Source organism: Mycolicibacter sp. MU0083 (genome assembly GCF_963378075.1).
In the GTDB taxonomy this organism is placed as follows: Bacteria; Actinomycetota; Actinomycetes; order Mycobacteriales; family Mycobacteriaceae; genus Mycobacterium; species Mycobacterium kokjensenii.
On the sequence record NZ_OY726394.1, the window covers coordinates 1,324,604 to 1,345,731 of the forward strand.

Genomic DNA, 21,128 nt, shown 5'->3' on the forward strand with positions numbered 1-21,128 from the left:
ATGATCGAGTTGGGGACGCCGACCGTGCAGACCGTCAAGCTGCCACGGCGCGGCGGTCCGCGCGGGCCGGTGTTCCTGGGCGCCAACATCGTGGTGGTGGCGTGGCTGGCAGTCGCCGTGGGACTGCTGATCGGCCACGACGCCCTAGCGCATCCCATCTGGCTGCCCATCCATGCGCTGTTCCTGGGCGCGGCCAGCAACGCGATAGTGATCTGGTCGGGGCACTTCACCACGACGCTGTGCCGGGTTCCCGACCCGCCGCACTGGCACCTGGTGGCCAAGCTCGCGCTGCTCAACCTCGCCGTGATCGCGACCCTGGGCGGTGTCGCCTTCGAGGCCGAACGGCTGGCCGGGATCGGTGGCGCGGGTGTGGCCGTGGTCGGCATCGCCCACGGTGTCGAGCTGATCGCGATGAAGAAGTCCGCGTTGTCGGGGCGCTTCGACTATCTCGTCGGCTTCTATCTGGCCGCCATCGCCGCTCTGCTGGTCGGTTCGTCGGCCGGTGCCGCGATGGCGTTCGGGGTGGCCCGCTGGTATGCGCGGCTGTGGACCACGCACGTCCACGTGATGCTCTACGGCTGGATCGGCCTGACCGTGCTGGGCACACTGTTCACCCTGTGGCCCACCACGATTCGCGAGAAGATCAGCCCGCGTGCCTTCGTGATGGCCCGGCGTGCGCTGCCGACGCTGATAGCCGGTTTGGGGGTTGTGGTCGTCGGCCTGCTCACCGGTAGCTGGTGGCTGACCGCGGCGGGCCTGCTGGGGTACGCGGTGGGAGTGGGGCTGTCCGTCGCCGGGTTGTGGCCGGGGCGCAGTTTCACCGGACCCGCAGCCTGGATGCTGGTCGGCGCGACGGCCTGGCTCGGGATCGCCGTCGTGATCGAAGCGATCGCCTTAGCCGGCGCCCGGACCGTCGAGATGTTGCCCGCATTCGTGGAACACACCCTGCTGCCGCTGCTGGCGGTGGGATTCGTCGCGCAGATCCTACTGGGTGCGTTGAGCCAGCTGCTGCCGATCCTGGTGGCCAACGGCCCCCCGGTCCGCAAGGCCGTCATCGCCTACCTCGACCAGGGCTGGCAGGTGCGGGTCTGCGCGATCAACATCGCGGTACCGCTGGTGGCCGGGCCGTGGCCGGCGCCGGTGCCACTGATCGGCTGGGTGCTGGCCGCGGTCGCGGTCGCCGGCTTCGTCCTGCTGGCCCTGCGGCTCGCACTGCCCGTGGAGATGCGCGGGCCGCTCGACATCGGCAAGATCCAACCGCATCCCCGCGCGGTCACCGGCGCGGTCGCGGCGTCGGCGGTGCTTGCGGTGGCCGCGGCGCTGGCGCTGGGCACGGGGGCCCCCGCCCCGTCGGAGGCCGCAGCGAACGCCGGCGCGGCACGCGTCGTCGACGTCACGCTGAACAACATGCGGTTCGCCCCGGACGTCATCGACATCCCGGCCGGAACCCACCTGGTGCTGCGGGTCACCAACATCGACGGATTGCCGCACGACCTGCGCGTCGACACCGGCGAGCACACCCCACGGCTCAGCCGCGGACAGACCGCGGTACTGGATCTCGGCGTGGTGCGGCACGATCTCGACGTGTGGTGCGACGTGCCCGGGCATCGTGCCGCCGGCATGACGATGACCATCCGGGCCGTCGGCGCAGCACCACGCCACGACCACGGCGGGGATCACGGCAGCGGGCCGACCGGGCCGGCCGCACTGGACCTGGCCGCCGACCCGTCACCGGGTTGGACACCCCACGACGCGACGCTGCCCCCGGCGACGCCCGGCCTGCACCGGGTGGAGCTGCGTGCCGTGGACCGGGAGTTGGAGATCGCGCCCGGCCGCCGCGAGATCCGGTGGACCTTCGGAGGGGTGGAGCCGGCGCCGACACTGCGCGGCCGGGTCGGGGACACCTTCGAGATCACCCTGATCAACGACGCCACCATGGGGCACGGCATCGACTTCCACGCCGGGGCGCTGGCTCCCGATCAACCGATGCGCACCCTGGCGCCGGGGGAGCGACTGGTCTACCGGTTCACCGCGCGCCGCGCCGGTGCCTGGCTGTACCACTGCAGCACCCCGCCGATGGCGCTGCACATCGCCAACGGCATGTACGGCGCAGTGATCATCGACCCGCCCGGACTGCCGACGGTAGACCGGGAATATGCCCTGATCGGTGCCCAGTTGTATGCCGGCGCACCGGATTCCGACGCCAAAACCACCGCGATCAGAGCCGGACAGCCCGACGGCTGGATGTTCAACGGCACCGCAGCGGGGTACATGCACGCCCCACTGCCCGCCCGTGCCGGCGAACGGGTGCGGATCTGGGTGGTCAACGCCGGACCCGGTGACCCGATCGCCTTCCACGTCGTCGGCACCCAGTTCGACACCGTCTACAAGGAAGGTGCCTGGCTGCTGCGGCCGGCCGAGCCGGGCGGTTCCCAGGTCCTGGACCTGGCGGCCGCGCAGGGCGGATTCGTCGAGCTCACCTTTCCCGAACCGGGCCACTACCCGTTCATGGATCACGACATGCGCCACGCCGAGAACGGGGCGCACGGCATCTTCGAGGTCACCGGGTAGCGGCCCGACACGGCGGGCGCTGATGCGCGCGAACCCCGGCCATCGGGCATTCGCTGGCATAATGAGATCAGCGTCACAAGGAGGCTCTCATGGGCCAGCTGCCTGGCTTCACTGGTCCTGAAATCGCCCTGGAGCCTGTGCAGCTGATCGCGCCGGACGGGACGCCCACCGCCGAGGAACGCTACAGCCGGGAACTCCCCGACGAGACGCTGTGTTGGCTCTACGAGCTGATGGTGCTCACCCGCGAACTCGACGTCGAACTGGTCAATCTGCAACGGCAGGGCGAGCTGGCGCTGTACGCGTCCTGCCGTGGCCAGGAAGCCGCCCAGGTCGGCGCCGCGGCCTGCCTGCGCAAGACCGACTGGCTGTTTCCGCAGTATCGCGAGCTGGGCGTCTTTCTCGCCCGAGGCATCCCGCCGTGGCACGTCGCGGCGGCCTGGCGGGGAACGTGGAACGGCGGACTGGATTTCACCGCCAAATGCTGTGCACCGATCTCGGTTCCCATCGGCACCCAGGCGTTGCATGCGGTCGGTGCCGCGATGGCCGCGCAACGACTGGGGGAGGATTCGGTCACGGTCGCCTTCGTCGGCGACGGTGCCACCAGCGAGGGCGACGTCCACGAAGCGCTGAATTTCGCCGCGGTGTTCGCCGTCCCGTGCGTGTTCTACGTGCAGAACAACCAATGGGCGATCTCGGTGCCGCTGCGTCGCCAGACCGCGGCGATCTCCTTGGCGCACAAGGCGATCGGTTACGGTATGCCCGGCATCCGGGTGGACGGCAACGATCCGCTGGCCTGCTACGCGGTGATGGCCGAAGCGGCCCGGCGGGCCCGGAGCGGCGGCGGTCCCACCCTGATCGAGGCGGTCACCTACCGCCTGGGCCCGCACACCACCTCCGACGACCCGACCCGGTATCGCAGCAGTGCAGAACTCGAGCACTGGACCGCACTGGACCCGATCCCGCGTTACCGCGACTACCTACGCACCGTCGGCGTCTGGTCGCAACGCCTCGAAGACCGGGTAGCGGCCCGCGCCGAGCGGGTGCGCGCCGAACTGCGCGACGCCACGGTCGGGGCCGCCGACACCGACATCGACGACGTTTTCACCACCGTCTTCGCCGAGATCACCCCGGAGCTGCAGCAACAGCGCGACACATTGCACGCCGAGTTGGCCAGGGGGCACGGATGACCCAGATCCTCGAACCGCCCACCCGTCCGGCCACCCCGCAGCGGGGTTCCGGTGCGGGCGCCCGTACCGACGAGGTCACCATGGTGGCCGCGCTCAACCGGGCATTGCACGACGCGATGGCCGCCGACGAGAAGGTCATGGTGTTCGGCACCGATGTCGGTGTCCAGGGCGGGGTGTTCCGGGTGACCGAGGGCCTGGCCGACACCTTCGGTGAGCAGCGCTGCTTCGACACCCCACTGGCCGAATCGGCGGTGATCGGCATCGCGATCGGACTGGCGGTGCGGGGCTTCGTTCCGGTACCGGAGATCCAGTTCGACGGGTTCAGCTATCCGGCACTGGATCAAGTGGTCAGTCACCTGGCCAAGTACCGGAGCAGGACGCACGGCGAGGTCTCGATGCCGGTCACCGTGCGGATCCCGTCGTTCGGTGGAATCGGTGCAGCCGAACACCATTCGGAATCCACCGAAACCTACTGGGCGCACACCGCAGGCTTGAAGGTGGTGGTTCCCGCCGACCCGTCCGACGCCTATTGGCTGCTGCGCCACGCGATCGCGACGCCAGACCCGGTGATATTCCTGGAACCCAAACGCCGGTACTGGGCCCGCGGCCCGGTGGACACCGGCCATCCCGCACCGGGACTCGGAAGCGCCGCGGTGCGGCGGGCCGGCACCGACGTCACCGTGCTCGCCTACGGCGGCGCCGTGGCCACCGCGCTGTCGGCGGCAGACATCGGCGCGCAGCGTCACGGCTGGAGCCTGGAAGTGGTCGACCTGCGATCGCTCGTTCCGCTGGACTTCGGCACCGTCGCGGCATCCGTGCGGCGCACCGGGAGGTGTGTGGTGTTGCACGAGGGGCCCCGCACCCTCGGCTACGGCGCCGAGTTGACCGCACGCATCCAAGAGGAGCTGTTCTACGAATTGGAGGCACCGGTGCTGCGCGCCACCGGATTCGACACCCCGTACCCCCCGGCTCGCCTCGAGCGACAGTGGTTACCGGGCCCCGACCGGGTGCTGGACTGTGTGCAAAGGGTTTTGGAGGCGCCGTGAGCACCACCCCGATCCGGACTTTCACCGTGCCCGACCTCGGCGAGCGACTCGACGAGGTGACCCTGACAAGCTGGAACGTGGCCGTCGGCGACGAGGTCGAACTCAACCAGGTGCTGTGCTCGGTGGAGACCGCCAAAGCCGAGGTGGAGATCCCCAGCCCGTATGCCGGCCGGATCGTCGAACTGGGCGGCGCCGTCGGGGAGGTGCTCGCGGTCGGGGCCCCGCTGGTGCGGATCGGCACCGGCGGCACGGCCGAACCGGATGACACGGCGGCCGGTGGCCGCACCCCGGTGCTGGTCGGTTACGGCGCCGACGATGGCTTCGACACCAGTCGCCGCACCTGCCCGTCACCCGTCGGTCGCCCCAAGGCCAAGCCGGGCGCCCGAAAACTAGCCGCCGAACTGGGGGTGGACCTGCGTGATGTCGCCCCGGGACCGCGGGGCGTCATCACCACCGACGGGGTACTGGCCGCCGCCGGCGATGCGCAACCGGCCGATGACTTGCGTACCCCGAGCCCGGTACAGGCGGCCATGGCACAACGAATGGTGATGGCGCGAAGCAGCATCCCCGACGCGCACGCCCGCGTGCAGGTCGACGCCACCGAGCTGCTGCGGCTCCGCGATCGGCTCGCCGAATTCGGGGGTGCGGCCATCACCCCCTTCGTGCTGATCCTGCGGCTGCTGGTCATCGCCGTGACCCGGTATCCGGTGCTCAACGCGACCTGGGTCGACGCGGCGGACGGACCGAAGATCCGCATCCATCGCGGCGTGCACCTGGGATTCGGGGTGGCCGCCCCCCGCGGGCTGCTGGTCCCGGTGGTGTTCGACGCGCACCGCAAGACCACCCGTGAACTCGCCGCCGAGGTGGCCCGACTGATCGCCGAGGCCCGAGCGGGCACGCTCACGCCGGCCCAGATGCAGGGGTCGACGTTCACCGTCTCCAACTTCGGGGCACTCGGCCTCGATGACGGGGTGCCGGTGATCAACTATCCCGAAGCGGCCATCGTGGGAATCGGTTCGTTGAAACCGCGGCCGGTGGCCGTGGACGACACCGTCGTCGTGCGACCGCTGGTGAATCTGACCTGCGTATTCGACCACCGAATCGCCGACGGGGCGCAGGCCGCTGAATTCCTCTGTGCGCTACGCGATCTGATCGAACACCCCGACACCGCGCTGCTGGACCTCTGAACTCGGTGGCGCCTACTTGCGTTTGGCCGCCGCCAGGCGCGCGGCGAACTCCGGTGATTCGATGGTTGCCGCCTGCGGACCCAGCTCGGTGGCCTTGGCGAACTCGTGCTGGTCGCCCTCGAGGGCGCCCGGGCTGGCGGTGGCGCGCATGGTCGCCTTGGTCGCCAACACGACCTGCCGGGGCGCCGAGGCCGGGCCGGCCGCCAGTGCCATCGCCGCGGCGACCGGGTCGTCGGCGATCTGCAGCGCCAAGCCGTGCCGCACGGCGGCCTCGGCGTCGAAGCGCATGCCGAACAGCAGCGCCGCCCGGGCCACCTGCGGCCCCACGATGCGGTGCAGCATCCAGGTGGCGCCGCCGCCGGGATGAATCCCCAGCTGCTGAAAGCGAGGGTCGAACACCGCCGCAGGACCGGCGATGCGTACGTCGGCAGCCAACGCCAGGTTCAGTCCCGCACCCACGGCGGGGCCGTTGACGGCGGCGATGGTGGGCAGCGTGCACTGCGCGATTGCCATGAACCCGTCATAGAGCGCCAGCAGCCCGTCCTCGGTGGCCACACCGAGGGCCGACAGATCGGCTCCGGCGCAGAACGCGCGGCCCGCGCCGGTGACCACCAGTGCGTGCACGTTCGGGTCGGCTTCGGCCTGCTGCACGGCGGCCCGCAACTGCACCGACATCGCACCGGTGACCGCGTTGCGGCGGTCCGGATCGTTGACGGTGACCAGCGCCGCCCGGTCGGTGACGCCGTAGCGGACGAGATCGGTTCGTGTCATCGGTGACGACACTACTGCGGCGGGGGTCAGCCGATGAAGGCGACGACGCCGGCGCTCGCGGCTACCAGGCCGATCATGAAGAGCGTGAACAGGATGATCGTGCGTTCGTGGCCCACGGTGTCTACCTTTCGCAGTTACCCGGCGTCGTTGCCGTGTCTGAGACACCATGTCATGGAATATCCGATGCCGGAGCCTCGCCCCCCGGGTGTTGTTCCCATGTTCAACGCCCTGTGGCGGCCGGTCAGGTACTTCGGCGCGTCACGCCCGTCGAGCCCGGGCCGGCGGTGCTCGATGCTAGAACCGCCAGAGAAACTGCGGACACTGGCCCGCAACCACCGAGCGGATGTATACGCGGGCATCGGTCCGGGTGGCGTCCGGCCCGAGGACCTGCCGCACCGTCACCGAGGTCTCCAACCCACTCGGGGTGTTCCCCGCGGCCAGGAGCCGGCAGATAGCAGCACCGGCCGGGTCTGCGTGCGCAGGTGCGATACCGAGAATTGCGGCGAGAGCCAGACCGGCGGCCGTCATCAGCTTCACTTTCGTACTCCCCGCACCCGACCATGAACTACGTCGTCCTGGGACCCGATTCGGCCGGGTCGGCTCGGTAGCAGGCAGATGCGAGCTCGGTGCCGGGGCGGCGGGGCCGACGTCGACCGGGTGCGCAGTAGTGGTGGTCATGCCAAGCAGCGTGGCATCGCCCCCCGACAGGATTGCGACGGTGCGGCCATGACCGATCACCGCCTGATACCGCTGCTCAGCCACGCCCGACTCCCGCATCAAGGGAGTGTCAAGGATCAACCGACGTAATACAGCCAAGCTGCGCCCCCGGCAGGACTCGAACCTGCGACCACAAGATTAGAAGTCATGTGCTCTATCCACCTGAGCTACGGAGGCAATGCAGGACCCAGTTTATCCGCCGGTGACGGTGGTTCCGCGGGGACTGAGCAAGGTGGCCGGAGGCGGATTCCAATTCAACCGGCCAACACGGTATTTCGTTTTGCCGGCTAAGACCGGGATCTGCACCAATCGACACCCCTCGCCGCAGGCGAACCATTAGCGTTGAATGGTGCTCGTGACGTCTGTGAATCAAGAGGGGTGTGTGGTGTTGGCAGCCGCGGTGCACCGGGCGGTAGCGGGTGGGACACGCAAGCCGGGAGCCGCACGTGGGTGACCTCGTCGACGCCGCGGGCCTGCCCACCGAACTCGGTGCCGTCGACTACCTCCTACATCGCGGCGAGGCCAACCCGCGTACCCGCTCGGGGATCATGGGCGTGGAACTGCTCGACACCGCGCCGGACTGGGACCGTTTCCGCAGCCTGTTCGAGAACGTCTCCCGCAAAGCGCTACGACTGCGGCAGAAGGTCGTGGTCCCCACGTTGCCGACGGCCGCACCGCGCTGGGTCGTGGATCCCGACTTCAACCTGGACTACCACGTCCGTCGACTGCGGGTGCCCGAGCCGGGCGGTCTGCGTGAAGTGCTCGACCTGGCCGAAGTGGCCCTGCAGTCCCCGATGGACATTCAGCGCCCGCTGTGGTCGGCGACGCTGGTCGAGGGCCTGGCCGGGGGCCGGGCCGCCACCATGATGCATCTGAGCCACGCGGTCACCGACGGCGTCGGCGGTGCCACGATGTTCGGCCAGATCTACGACCTCGAACGTGACCCGCCGGCCCGGGCGCTGCCGCCGCAACCGGTGCCCGAGGACCTGTCGGCCGACGATCTCATGCGCGACGGCATCAACCACCTGCCCGCGACGCTGCTGGGCGGTACCCGTGACGCGGTGGTCGGTGCGCTGTCGCTGGCGACCCGCACGGTGCGCGACCCCTTGTCGGCGATCACCGGTGCCATCGGCTACGCCCGATCCGGTGCGCGGGTGATGAGCCAGGCGGCCGAACCCTCCCCGCTGCTGCGCCGGCGCAGCCTGGCCAGTCGAACCGAGGCGATCGACATCCGGTTGTCGGATCTGCACCGAGCGGCCAAGGCCGGCGGTGGATCCATCAACGACGCCTACCTGGCCGCGCTCTCCGGCGCGCTGGGCCGCTACCACCGGGCGCTGGGGGTGCCCATCGCCACCCTGCCGATGGCGATCCCGGTCAACCTTCGCGCCGACTCCGATCCCGCCGGGGGCAACCGGTTCACCGGGGTGAACCTGGCCGCCCCGGTCGGCGTCACCGACCCCGTCGAGCGGATGAAGCGGATCCGGTCCCAGATGACCCAGCGCCGCGACGAGCCCGCGATGGACGTGATCGGATCCCTCGCTCCGCTGCTGAGCGTATTCCCGTCCCCGGTGCTGGAGAAGATGTCGGAGTCGGTGATCGCCGCTGACGCGCAGGCCAGCAACGTGGCCTTCTATCCCGGCGAAACCTATATCGCCGGTGCGAAAGTGCTGCGGCACTACGGCATCGGTCCACTGCCGGGCGTGGCGATGATGGTGGTGCTGATCTCCCGCGGAGGCGAGTGCACCATCACGGTCCGCTACGACCGTGCGGCGGTACGCGACGAGAAACTGTTCGCCGACTGCCTGGTGCAGGGTTTCGACGAGGTACTCGCCCTTGCCGGTGACCCGGCGCCGCACTGCGTGCCGGCGTCCTTCACGGTGGACGCCGGCTCATGACCGACGACACCACATCGCCGTCGCCGCGGGACATGCGACTGCCCGGCTCGGTGGCAGAGATCGCCGCCAGCCCGCCCGGCCCCAAGATCGGCGCCTTCTTCGATCTCGACGGCACCCTGGTGGCCGGCTTCACCGCCGTCATCCTCACCAGGGAACGGGTCCGCAGCCGCGACATGGGGCTGGGGGAGTTGTTCGGCATGGTGCAAGCCGGACTCAACCACCAACTCGGGCGCATCGAGTTCGAGGAACTCATCAACACCGCGTCGTCGGCGCTGCAAGGTCGTTCCATCACCGACCTCGACGAGATCGGTGAGCGACTGTTCGTCCAGAAGATCGCCAAGCGGATCTACCCCGAGATGCGCGAACTGGTCCGCGCGCACCAGGCGCGCGGGCACACCGTGGTGCTGAGCTCGTCGGCGCTGACCATTCAGGTCGAACCGGTGGCCCGCTTCCTGGGCATCACCAACACGCTCACCAATGCGTTCGTGACCGACGAGAACGGTGCGCTCACCGGCGAGGTCGTCGAACCCATCCTGTGGGGTCCGGGCAAAGCCGCCGCGGTGCAGAAGTTCGCGGCCGAACACGACATCGACCTGCAGGACAGTTACTTCTACGCCGACGGCGACGAGGACGTCGCGTTGATGCATCTGGTCGGCAATCCCCGGCCCACCAACCCCGAGGGCAAGATGGCCTCGGTCGCCCGCAAACGCGGCTGGCCGATCCTGCGGTTCAGCAGTCGCGGCAGCGGCGTCGTCGGCCAACTACGGAACCTGGCTGGCCTCGGGTCCATGGTGCCGGTGGGGGCGGGGGCCATCGGACTGGGCCTGCTCAGCGGCAGCCGGCGCCGCGGCGTCAACTTCTTCACCGCGCTGTTTCCGCAGTTGCTGCTGACCCTCAACGGGGTTCAGCTCAACGTGATCGGCAGGGAGAACCTCACCGCCAACCGGCCGGCGGTATTCATCTTCAACCACCGCAACCAGGTGGACCCGGTCATCACCGCGTCGCTGGTGCGCGACAACTGGATCAGCGTGGGCAAGAAGGAACTGGAGAAGGACCCGATCGCCGGCACGCTGGGCAAGCTGACCGAGATGGTCTTCATCGACCGGGACGACGCGGCTGCGGCGGTGGAATCGCTGCAGGATGTCGAGGAGCGCGTCAAGCGCGGGCTATCGGTGGTGATCGCCCCCGAGGGAACCCGGATCGACACCACCGGGGTAGGGCCGTTCAAGAAGGGGCCGTTCCGGCTGGCGATGGCGGCCGGTATTCCGATCGTTCCGGTCGTCATCCGCAACGCCGAGGTGGTCGCCGCCCGAGACTCGATGACCGCCCACCCCGGCACCGTCGACGTCGCGGTGTTCCCGGCGATCTCGGTCGAGGACTGGACGGTCGACAACCTATCCGAGCGGATCGCGGAGGTCCGCCAGCTTTACCTGGACACCCTGGCCGACTGGCCGGTCGACGAGCTACCGGAGTGGCCGGTCAAGGCACCCGAACCCGCCAAGAAGGCCGCGGCCAGGAAGGCGCCCGCGAAGAAGGCTCCGGCCAAGAAGGCCCCGGCCAAGAAGGCTTCCGCCCCGAAGGGGGAACAGTGACGACAGCGCCGGCCGCGGCATCCGGTGACACCCTGGTACTGGCTTACGTGTCGTCGCCGGTGGAAGCCGACCTGGTCCACGAGTGGCTGGAGCGTTACCGCGACGACAGGCCCGGGGCACGCATCGAACTGATGGAACTGGATCCGTCGGACCGGCAGACGGCGATGCCTCGGCTGGTCGGGCACCTCGAACGCGACGAGCAGCGGTCGGTGCTGCCGGTACGGGTGTTCTGGATGCCGCGCGCCGAAGCGTCCGCACTGAAGCGAGTGGTCGCACTGTTGCCCGGCCGCAACCCCTACCGGCCCAGCGAACGTCAGCAGCGGCAGATCCTGCGCACCCAGTCGTCGCTGGCGCGGGTGGTCGTCGGTGAACCCGCCAGCGTCGCCGACCTGCGCAGCCAGTGGAGCGAGGACACCGTCGCGGAGAATCCGCGGGACTTCGCCCATTTCGTCACCCGCCGCGCCGTGCTGGCGCTGGAACGCGCCGAGAACCGGATCCTGGGGCCGCAGTACAAGTCACCGCGGCTGGTGAAGCCGGAGATCTTGGCGTCGGCACGATTCCGCGAAGGGCTGCAAGCCATTCCGGGTGCCACCGTCGACGAAGCCGGCAAGATGCTCGACGAGCTGTCTACCGGCTGGAGTCGCGTCTCGGTCGACATGGTGGCAGTGTTGACCCGGCTGCTCAGCCGCGGTTTCGACCCCGATATCGACTACGACGAATATCAGGTCGCCGCACTGCGCACCGCCCTGGAGAACCATCCCGCGGTGCTGCTGTTCTCGCACCGCTCCTACATCGACGGCGCGGTCATGCCGGTGGCCATGCAGGAGAACCGGTTGCCGCCGGTGCACGTCTTCGCCGGTATCAACCTGTCGTTCGGTCTGATGGGGCCGCTGCTGCGCCGTTCCGGGGTGATCTTCATCCGGCGCAGCATCGGCAACAACCCGCTGTATAAGTACGTGCTCAAGGAGTACGTCGGCTATGTGATGGAGAAGCGGTTCAACCTGAGCTGGTCCATCGAAGGCACCCGGTCGCGGACCGGAAAGATGCTGCCGCCCAAGCTCGGGCTGATGACCTACGTCGCCGACGCCTACCTGGACGATCGCACCGAAGATGTCTTGCTGCAGGGTGTTTCGATCAGTTTCGATCAGCTGCACGAGACCGACGAATACGCGGCGTATGCCCGCGGCGGGGAGAAGACCCCCGAAGGCGTCCGCTGGCTCTACCGGTTCATCAAAGCCCAGGGCGAACGCAACTACGGCAAGATCTACGTGCGTTTCCCCGAAGCCGTCTCGATGCGCCAATATCTCGGTGCCTCCGACGGCCCGATCGCAGCCGACCCGGACGCCAAGCGGCTGGCCATGCAGAAGATGGCCATCGAGGTGGCCTGGCGGATTCAACGCGTCACCCCGATCAGTGCGACCGGTCTGGTGTCGGCGCTGCTGCTGACCACCCACGGCCTGGCACTGACGCTGGACCAGATCCATCACTCGCTGCAGGCCGGGCTGGACTACCTGGAACGCAAGCAGACCCCGATCTCGACCAGTGCGCTGCGGCTGCGCAGCCGCGACGGGGTACGCGCTGCGGTGGACGCGATGTCCAACGGGCACCCGGTCACCCGCGTCGACGGCGGGCGCGAATCGGTGTGGCGGATCGCCCCCGAGGACGAACATGCGGCGTCGTTCTACCGCAACTCGGTGATCCACGCCTTCCTGGAGACCTCGATCGTCGAGCTGGCACTGGCGCACGCCGGCCGCGGTGAAGGAGACCGGCTGGACGCGTTCTGGGCGCAGGCCATGCGGTTGCGGGATCTGCTGAAGTTCGACTTCTACTTCGCCGACTCGGCGGCCTTCCGCGACAACATCGCCGAAGAGATGTCCTGGTTCGACGACTGGCAGGCGCGGGTCGCCGCCGGCGGCGCGGAGATCGACGGGATCCTGTCGGAGAAGACCCCGGTGACCTCCGACGTCATGCTGCGGGTGTTCTTCGAGTCCTACACGATCGTCGCCGACGTGCTCTGCGACGCACCGGCCGACATCGGTGAGAACGAGCTGACGCAGCTGGCGCTGGGAGTCGGCCGCCAGTACGTGGCGCAGGGCCGGGTCCGCAGCAGCGAATCGGTGTCCACGCTGCTGTTCGCGACCGCATGCCAGGTGGCCGCCGACCAGGGTCTGCTGGAGAAAGCGCCGGATCTGGTGGAACGGCGTAAGGCGTTCCGGGCCGAATTGCGGGGCATTCTGCGAGACTCCGACCACATCGCCCGGATCGCGCGCGAGGCGTTCGCCGCCCGCGACGTCGAGGTACGAAAGCACTGGCGGGGCCAGTCTCGGTAACAGCCGCACGACTCGGTCTGTGGTGCGGTGCCCGCGCCCCATACGCTGGGGGACATGACGGCGATTTCGGCGACCCGCGGCCGTGCGGCGATGATCCTGCCGGTGCTGGCCGGGGCGGCGATCCTGGCGGGCGCCACCGCCGCGGGCATCGGCGCGCTGTCGTTGACCGATGCGCTGACCGCGACCGGCCTGCCCGATCCGGGGTGGGCGACCACCCTGGGTCTGCCGTTCGTGCGTGCCGCCGGGGAGGTCGCCGCGGTGGTGGCCGTCGGCTCGTTCCTACTCGCCGCGTTTCTGGTGCCCCCGCAGACCAGCGGGGTGCTCGACGTCGCCGGCTACCGGGCACTGCGGATCGGCACGATGGCCTCCGGCGCCTGGGCGGTGTGCGCCGCACTGCTGGTGCCGCTGACCATCTCCGACGTCTCCGGTCACCCGGTGTCGGAGTTCCTGGATCCGGCCACCACCTGGCGGCTGGCCGGGCTGATCGACACCGCGTCCGCCTGGCGGTGGACCGCGCTGCTGGCCGCCGGGCTGACCCTGCTGAGTCTGCCGGTGCTGCGGTGGGCCTGGACGCCGGTGCTGTTGGCGGGCTCCTTGCTGACCCTGATCCCGCTGGGCCTGACCGGGCATTCCGCGGCCGGAGGATCACACGACCTGGCCACCAACAGCCTGCTCATCCACCTGCTCGCCGCGGGACTGTGGGCCGGCGGTCTGCTCGCGCTGCTGGTTCACGCGCTGCGCGGCGGTGAATACGCGGCGCTGGCGGCGCGGCGCTTCTCCACGGTGGCGTTGTGGTGCTTTGTGGCGATGGGATTCTCCGGGGTGATCAACGCCCTGGTGCGACTGTCCCCGGCGGATCTGCTGACCACCCCGTACGGCCGCCTGGTGACGGCGAAGGTGATCGCGCTGGTCGCCCTCGGTGCCCTCGGCGTCGGCCAGCGCCGACGCGGGGTGGCGGCGCTGGCCGAAGACCCCGGCAACCGTGCCCCGCTGATCCGGTTGGCGTTGACCGAGGCGGTGGTCTTCGCGGCCACCTTCGGCGTCGCGGTAGGGCTGGGCCGCACTCCGCCGCCCCCGCCGGCGGTGCTCGACCCCTCCATCTCGATGGTCAAGATCGGCTACGACTTCGCCGGACCCCCGACGGTGGCGCGGATCCTGTTCGACTGGCGGTTCGACGTGCTGTTCGGAACCGCGGCGATCGTGCTGGCCGGTATCTACCTGGCGGGCGTGCTCCGGCTGCGCCGCCGCGGCGACGCCTGGCCAGCGGGCCGCACCACCGCCTGGATGCTGGGCTGTTTCATGCTGCTGTTCGCCACCTCCTCGGGTACCGGCCGCTACATGCCGGCGATGTTCAGCATGCACATGGCGGTGCACATGCTGCTGTCCATGCTGGTGCCGATCCTGCTGGTGCTGGGCGGGCCGACCACACTGGCATTGCGTGCGCTTCCCGTCGCCGGTCGCGGTGAACCGCCCGGCCCCCGGGAGTGGCTGCTGGCCGCGCTGCACAGCCGGGTGTCGCGGTTCTTCACCAACCCGATCATCTCGGCGGTGATCTTCGTCGTCGGCTTCTACGGGCTGTACTTCAGCAGCCTCTTCGACTCGATCGTCGGCAGCCACGCCGGGCACGTCGCGATGAACATCCACTTCATGGCCAGCGGCTACCTCTTCTATTGGGTGGTGATCGGCGTAGATCCCACCCCCCGGCCCTTCTCGCCGCTGGCCAAGCTGGCGGTGGTGTTCGCCTCGCTGCCGCTGCACGGTTTCTTCGGCGTCCTCCTGATGGGCATGCACAAGGTGCTCGGCGAGTGGTTCTACGGCGCCCTGAATCTGCCCTGGCACACCGATCTGGCCGGGGATCAGCACCTCGCCGGCGGCATCACCTGGTCGGCGGGCGAGCTACCGCTGCTGATGGTGATGATCGCGCTGCTGGTGCAATGGCATCGCAGTGACCGCCGGACCGCCAAGCGACTGGACCGCGCCGCCGACCGCGACGAGGACGCCGAACTGGCCGCCTACAACGCGATGCTGTCCGAGATGGCCCGACGCGACGACGCAGCACGGAACTGATTCAGACGACCGATACGACGCGCAGGAGACCTACCGTGAACTCACCCCGCACCATCGTGATCACCGGCGCCAGCGACGGGATCGGCGCCGTCGCCGCACGCGCCCTGGCCGGCCCCGAGACCCGACTGGTCATCGTGGGACGGTCGGCCCAGAAATTGGCGCCGATCGCCGAAGATACCGATGCGATCGCGCTGACCGCGGATTTCGCCGACCTGGAGCAGGTCCGCACGCTGGCACAGCAGATCCGTGACCGGGCCGGCACCATCGACGTCCTGATGAACAACGCGGGCGGCACGTTCGCGCCCGGGCTGCGCACCACCGACGGCCACGAACCCAACTTCCAGATCAACCACCTGGCGCCGTTCCTGCTGACCAACCTGCTGCGCGACCGGCTGGCCGACGGCGGTGGCGCACTGGTGTTGAACACCTCGAGCGTCGGCAATCTGTTCGGGCACGTCGACCTGACGGACCTGGATTACGACCGCCGGCGGGTGTCGGAGATGCGGGCCTACGGCACCGGCAAACTCATGAACATCCTGTTCACCCGGGGTATCGCGCAGCGTTGGGCCGACGACGGGATCTATTCGGCCGCCGTGCATCCGGGGCCGGCGGCGACCAGCTTCGGCAGGGATTCGTGGTTCGTCGGCCTGCTCTACCGCACCCCGCTGAGCCGGCTGGCGACGATCACCCCGGAACAGGGAGCATCCCCGCTGATCGCATTGGCCGAGCGCGGTGCCGACCCGGAGATCAACGGGGTCTACTTCCACCGCCATCGCGCCGCGGGCCGCGAGAACCGGCAAGCCCACGATCAGAAGCTGATCGACGGGTTATGGGAGATCTCGGCCGAACTCGTCGGCTTGGACTGAGACCCGCCCCGAAGCACCGGATGCCCCGGACCCATGCGGCGGTCCCAGCTTCGGCTCTCCTTCGTCGAGCCTCGCTGAACCGCCGGCTTCGGCGATCGCGTCGGCCTCCTGCTCGGTGGCCACCGACGGTCCCGAACCGGGGAGGCGTTTGCCGGCGGTCTCCGGGGTGAACCACAGCGTGATCGCACCCACGACGCCCGCGCACATCAGGATGTAGGCCGGCAGCATCACGTTGCCGGTGCCCGACACCAGGGTCTCGGCGACCAGGGGAGTGGTGCCACCGAACGCCGACACCGAGATGTTGAAGCCGATCGCTACCGCGAAGAAGCGCACCTGAGTGGGGAACAGCGCGGGCAGCGTCGACGGCGTGGTGCTGTAGAAGCAGACCAGCATCACACCGATCAGCAGCACACCCAGCAGGCGCAGCGGGTAGCTTCCGCCGTGCCGGATCAGCAGGAACGCCGGAACCGAGCCGAAGATCAGCAACACGCTGCCCGTCCACAACAGTGGTTTGCGGCCGATCCGATCGGACAGCCGCGCCAGCGGCATCACCGCGACCAGCATCACCACCAGGGCCACCACGATCATCGTCAGACCGCGGCTGCCGCTGATCCCACCGACCTGCTTGAAGTACGTCGGCAGATACCCGGTGAGCATGTAGTTGGTGACGTTCTCGGCCAACACCAGGCCCATGCAGATCAACAGCCCGCGGCGCTGGCCGACCACGGTCTGCTGGAACTGCTGCCATCCGCTGGGGCGGCCCGCCCCGTCCTCGCCGGGCTGTTCCAGCCCTTCGAAGGCCGGCGATTCATCGATGCGCAACCGCAGAATCAGCGTGACGACGGCCAGCGGAACGCCCAGCAGGAACGGCACCCGCCAACCCCAGGCCAACATGTCCGAGACCGGCAGCTGGGAGTTGAGCAGGGTCACCACGCCGGCACCGGTGATGTAACCGCCCAACGTGCCCAGCGGCAGGAACCCGGTCAGCGCACCGCGACTGCGGTCCGGGGCGTGTTCGCTGACGTAGGTCATGGCGCCGACGTACTCGCCGCCGGTGGAGAAGCCCTGCATGATCTTGGTGACGATCAGCAGGATCGGCGCCCAGACCCCGATCTCCTCGTAGGACGGCAACAGGCCGGTGATCGTGGTGCCCAGCGCCATCAGTGCGACGGTCATGATCAAGACCCGCTTGCGGCCGATGCGGTCACCGAGCGCGCCGAAGACGATGCCGCCGAACGGGCGGACCGCGAATGCGGCCGCGAGCGTGCCGAAGGTGGCGATCAGGCCTACCGCGCTGGCACTGTCACCGGGGTAGAACACCTGCGCGATGGTGGTGGCCAGGAAGCCGTAGATGCCGAAGTCGTACCACTCCATGAAGTTGCCGACCGCGGTGCCGGTGATCGACCGGCGCATCGCTTTAGGGTCCGAGACACGGATTTCGTCCCGTTTCCATGTCCCGCGGTTCTTGTGTTCGCCGCCGGACGTGCCTTTGGTATCCACCGAATGCAACGTATACCACTTGGCCGAGTTGGGCGCGTTGACCCTATCGGCCCGCATGGCGCGGCAGCCTCTACCATGGCGGGCATGCGCAGGCTCCCAGCTGTCCTGTCCGTGGTGAGCGCCGCTGTCCTGGCCGCCGGCTGCTCATCGGCACCGTCCCCGACGCCGGATCCGGGATCGTCCGCTCCGGCGGTGTCCTCGAGTGCCGCGCCGACCAGTCCGGTGCCCTCGCCGACCGAAACCCCGGCCCCCACGTCCTCGAAGAAGCACAGCGAACCGCTGCCGGACGCCTCGGCGATCCTCAAGGAATCCAGCGCCACCACCGCAGCGCTCGACAGCGCGCATCTGAGCCTTTCGGCCAGCAGCGGCATCGAGAACATGGCGATCACCTCGCTCGACGGCGACGTGACCCGGCAGCCCGCCGAGGCGGCGAAGGGCTACGCCAAGATCGCCTATCGGGGGGCGCGGGCGTTCGTCGAGTTCGTCGTTTTCGACGGCGACCTCTACGTGTCTCAGGACACCGGTCGGTGGGTCGACTACGGGCCTGCCGAGAATTTCTACGACGTGGCGTCGATCCTGAGCCCGGAAACCGGGCTCGCCGGGATGCTGACCGACCTCATCGACCCCCAGGTCGAAGGTCGCGAGACCATCGCTCTGGGCGCCGACACGGTGCACGCCGTTCGGATCGCCGGCCAGGTGTCGGCCGGCGCGGCGAAGAAGATCGTGCCGCAGTTGCAGGCCACCAAACGGGTGTCGTGCACGGTCTGGGTGGAGGAGACCGGTGCGCATCACCTGGTGGCGCTCAAGCTGGCGTCGGGCGCCGACCAGACCGTCGTGATCACCTTCTCGAACTGGAATGCGCCGGTGCACGTCGGCAAGCCGCGGGTCTAGCCCGGTTGCGGGGATCGATCCCCAGATCGCGTTTCTTCCACAGGTGCGGTGCCGCGCCGGGGTCGGCCGACCGATGTTGTCGGGGCGGCGGGGCCCAATGGGTGCAGCACCGGCGGGCATATCGGGCCCGCTGCAACCAGGAAGGAATCCCGCTATGTACGAAACTCTGCTGACCGTGGTCGGCAACATCGCCTCTGACCCGATCCGCCGCCGGGTGGGGGACCACGAACTGATCAAATTCCGGGTCGCCAGCAACTCGCGCCGCCGCAGTGCCGACGGTGGCTGGGAGACCGGCAACTCGCTGTTCGTGACGGTCAACTGTTGGGACAGGCTGGTCACCGGGGTCGGCGCGTCCCTGGGCAAGGGGTCACCGGTGATCGTGGTCGGACACGTCTTCACCAGCGAGTACGAGGACAAGGACGGGGTTCGCCGCACGTCGGTGGAAGTACGCGCGACCGCGGTCGGACCCGATCTGGCGCGGTGCGCCGCGCGCATCGAGAAGCTGATCGCGGCGGGTCCGGAGATTCCGGCGGCCGGGGACGTCGCCGACGTCGAGGATGCGGAGTCCGTCGATGAGGGCACCGACGTCGACGACGAGATGGCGTTGAGCGCCTGACCGCCGGAGCAGGGGTCACCGGGCCGTTCCCCGACGACGTCATCGATGTCGACGGTATTCGGTCCGGCCCGGTGGCACCGTCCGGCAGCAGCCGACGGTCACGTCGCACGACCCCCTAGGATGGGCAGCGAGCAAATTCGCGAGACCAGGAGGCGACACCCCGGCATGGCTGAGTTCATCTACACGATGAAGAAGGTGCGCAAGGCACACGGCGACAAAGTCATCCTCGATGACGTCACGCTGAACTTCTTGCCCGGCGCCAAGATCGGTGTCGTCGGTCCCAACGGCGCCGGCAAGTCCAGCGTCCTGCGGATCATGGCGGGGCTGGACAAGGCGAACAACGGTGACGCGTTCCTGGCGCCCGGCGCCACCGTCGGCATCCTGCTGCAGGAACCGCCGCTGGACGACACCAAGACGGTCCGGGAGAACGTCGAAGAGGGCGTGCCGATCAAGGCCAAGCTCAACCGGTACAACGAGGTCGCCGAGCTGATGGCCACCGACTACACCGACGAGCTGATGGAAGAGATGGGCAAGCTCCAAGAGGAGCTGGACGCCGCCGACGCCTGGGACATCGACTCCCAGCTCGAACAGGCCATGGACGCACTGCGCTGCCCGCCGGCCGACGAACCCGTCACCCACCTCTCCGGAGGTGAACGCCGCCGGGTGGCGCTGTGCAAGCTGCTGCTGAGCAAGCCCGACCTGCTGCTGCTCGACGAGCCCACCAACCACCTCGACGCCGAGAGCGTGCTCTGGCTCGAGCAGCACCTCGCCTCCTACCCGGGCGCGATCCTCGCGGTAACCCACGACCGCTACTTCCTCGACAACGTGGCCGAGTGGATCCTCGAACTCGACCGCGGCCGCGCCTACCCCTATGAGGGCAACTACTCCACCTACCTGGAGAAGAAGGCCGAGCGTCTGGAAGTGCAGGGCAAGAAGGACCAGAAGCTGCAGAAGCGGCTCAAGGACGAACTCGCCTGGGTGCGCTCGGGTGCCAAGGCCCGCCAGGCCAAGAACAAGGCCCGCCTGCAGCGCTACGAGGAGATGGTGGCCGAGGCCGAGAAGACCCGCAAGCTCGACTTCGAGGAGATCCAGATCCCGGTCGGCCCGCGGCTGGGCAACACCGTCGTCGAGGTCGAGCACCTGGACAAGGGTTTCGGTGGTCGCCAGTTGATCAAGGACCTGTCGTTCACGCTGCCCCGCAACGGCATCGTCGGCGTCATCGGCCCCAACGGCGTCGGCAAGACGACCCTGTTCAAAACGATCGTCGGTCTGGAAGAACCGGACAGCGGTTCGGTCAAGGTCGGCGAGACCGTCAAGCTCAGCTACGTCGACCAGAACCGCGCCGGCATCGATCCCAAGAAGAACGTCTGGGAGGTCGTCTCCGACGGCCTGGACTACATCGAGGTCGGACAGACCGAGATCCCGTCGCGGGCCTACGTCTCGGCATTCGGCTTCAAGGGACCCGACCAGCAGAAACCGGCCGGCGTACTGTCCGGCGGTGAGCGCAACCGGCTCAACCTGGCCCTCACCCTCAAACAGGGCGGAAACCTGATCCTGCTGGACGAGCCGACCAACGACCTCGACGTCGAGACGCTGGGCTCACTGGAGAACGCCCTGGAACAGTTCCCCGGCTGCGCCGTGGTCATCAGCCACGACCGCTGGTTCCTCGACCGCACCTGCACGCACATCCTGGCGTGGGAGGGCGACGACGACAACGAGGCCAAGTGGTTCTGGTTCGAGGGGAACTTCGGTGCCTACGAGGAGAACAAGGTGGAAAGGCTCGGTGCCGAGGCGGCGCGCCCGCATCGAGTGACTCACCGCCGCCTCACTCGCGACTAGGGTTGGTCCGGTAGCGGCGCTGCCGGAACTGACACCGGTCAGGAGGGGTGGGG

14 protein-coding genes and 1 tRNA gene are annotated in these 21,128 nt (G+C 68.8%); 12 read left to right on the forward strand and 3 right to left on the reverse strand.

Going from position 1 to position 21,128, the window contains the following annotated elements; genetic code table 11:
- The 4 genes from RCP38_RS06245 to RCP38_RS06260 all read left to right on the forward strand — a co-directional run bounded on the left by RCP38_RS06245 (position 1) and on the right by RCP38_RS06260 (position 5,991).
- The gene (locus tag RCP38_RS06245; protein ID WP_308476264.1) at positions 1–2,571 is read left to right on the forward strand and encodes a multicopper oxidase domain-containing protein; all 2,571 of its coding nucleotides are present in this window, start codon (positions 1–3) and stop codon (positions 2,569–2,571) included.
- An 89-nt stretch (positions 2,572–2,660) separates the two neighbouring features.
- Entirely contained in the window at positions 2,661–3,758 is a 1,098-nt protein-coding gene (pdhA, locus tag RCP38_RS06250; protein ID WP_308476265.1) for a pyruvate dehydrogenase (acetyl-transferring) E1 component subunit alpha, read from the forward strand.
- Complete coding sequence (locus tag RCP38_RS06255; RefSeq protein WP_308476266.1) at positions 3,755–4,804, forward strand: alpha-ketoacid dehydrogenase subunit beta; 1,050 nt, start codon at positions 3,755–3,757, stop codon at positions 4,802–4,804. The genes pdhA and RCP38_RS06255 overlap by 4 nt, the downstream gene beginning before the upstream one ends.
- On the forward strand, positions 4,801–5,991 hold the full coding sequence (locus RCP38_RS06260; protein WP_308476267.1) for a dihydrolipoamide acetyltransferase family protein: 1,191 nt from the start codon (positions 4,801–4,803) through the stop codon (positions 5,989–5,991). The genes RCP38_RS06255 and RCP38_RS06260 overlap by 4 nt, the downstream gene beginning before the upstream one ends.
- 12 nt (positions 5,992–6,003) lie before the next feature.
- Here the strand turns inward: RCP38_RS06260 and RCP38_RS06265 are convergent, their stop codons facing one another.
- Positions 6,004–6,762 (reverse strand): enoyl-CoA hydratase, encoded by a 759-nt coding sequence (locus RCP38_RS06265; protein ID WP_308476268.1) that lies wholly within the window; start codon positions 6,760–6,762, stop codon positions 6,004–6,006.
- An 820-nt stretch (positions 6,763–7,582) separates the two neighbouring features.
- Positions 7,583–7,656 (reverse strand) — tRNA-Arg (locus tag RCP38_RS06270).
- 269 nt (positions 7,657–7,925) lie between these two features.
- On the opposite strand from RCP38_RS06270, the gene RCP38_RS06275 reads away from it, so the two are divergent.
- From RCP38_RS06275 to RCP38_RS06295, 5 genes are read left to right on the forward strand one after another with little or no spacing between them, the layout of a single operon-like run.
- Positions 7,926–9,374, forward strand: coding sequence for a wax ester/triacylglycerol synthase family O-acyltransferase (locus RCP38_RS06275; protein WP_308476269.1), 1,449 nt, complete (start codon positions 7,926–7,928; stop codon positions 9,372–9,374).
- Positions 9,371–10,966, forward strand: coding sequence for an HAD-IB family hydrolase/lysophospholipid acyltransferase family protein (locus RCP38_RS06280; RefSeq protein ID WP_308476270.1), 1,596 nt, complete (start codon positions 9,371–9,373; stop codon positions 10,964–10,966). Before RCP38_RS06275 ends, RCP38_RS06280 begins: the two co-directional genes overlap by 4 nt.
- Entirely contained in the window at positions 10,963–13,296 is a 2,334-nt protein-coding gene (locus tag RCP38_RS06285; protein ID WP_308476271.1) for a glycerol-3-phosphate 1-O-acyltransferase, read from the forward strand. Before RCP38_RS06280 ends, RCP38_RS06285 begins: the two co-directional genes overlap by 4 nt.
- A gap of 54 nt (positions 13,297–13,350) precedes the next feature.
- Positions 13,351–15,363 (forward strand): bifunctional copper resistance protein CopD/cytochrome c oxidase assembly protein, encoded by a 2,013-nt coding sequence (locus tag RCP38_RS06290; protein ID WP_308476272.1) that lies wholly within the window; start codon positions 13,351–13,353, stop codon positions 15,361–15,363.
- Positions 15,364–15,398: 35 nt separating this feature from the next.
- Positions 15,399–16,229: an SDR family NAD(P)-dependent oxidoreductase gene (locus RCP38_RS06295; RefSeq protein ID WP_308476273.1), complete on the forward strand. Its 831-nt coding sequence runs from the start codon at positions 15,399–15,401 to the stop codon at positions 16,227–16,229.
- Here the strand turns inward: RCP38_RS06295 and RCP38_RS06300 are convergent.
- Positions 16,191–17,642, reverse strand: a complete 1,452-nt coding sequence (locus RCP38_RS06300; protein ID WP_308476274.1) for an MFS transporter — start codon at positions 17,640–17,642, stop codon at positions 16,191–16,193. The two genes, RCP38_RS06295 and RCP38_RS06300, sit on opposite strands and share 39 nt — an antisense overlap.
- Positions 17,643–17,813: 171 nt before the next feature.
- Between RCP38_RS06300 and RCP38_RS06305 the strand changes: the two genes are divergently transcribed.
- From RCP38_RS06305 to ettA, 3 genes are all read left to right on the forward strand, one after another.
- A complete protein-coding gene (locus RCP38_RS06305; protein WP_308476275.1) occupies positions 17,814–18,620 on the forward strand; it encodes an LppX_LprAFG lipoprotein in 807 nt (268 codons plus the stop codon).
- 154 nt (positions 18,621–18,774) lie between these two features.
- Positions 18,775–19,236 carry a single-stranded DNA-binding protein gene (locus tag RCP38_RS06310; RefSeq protein ID WP_308476276.1) on the forward strand — a complete coding sequence of 154 codons (462 nt, stop codon included), beginning with the start codon at positions 18,775–18,777 and terminating at the stop codon, positions 19,234–19,236.
- Between the two features lie 165 nt (positions 19,237–19,401).
- A complete protein-coding gene (gene ettA, locus RCP38_RS06315; RefSeq protein WP_308476277.1) occupies positions 19,402–21,075 on the forward strand; it encodes an energy-dependent translational throttle protein EttA in 1,674 nt (557 codons plus the stop codon).
- Positions 21,076–21,128 lie beyond the last annotated feature (53 nt).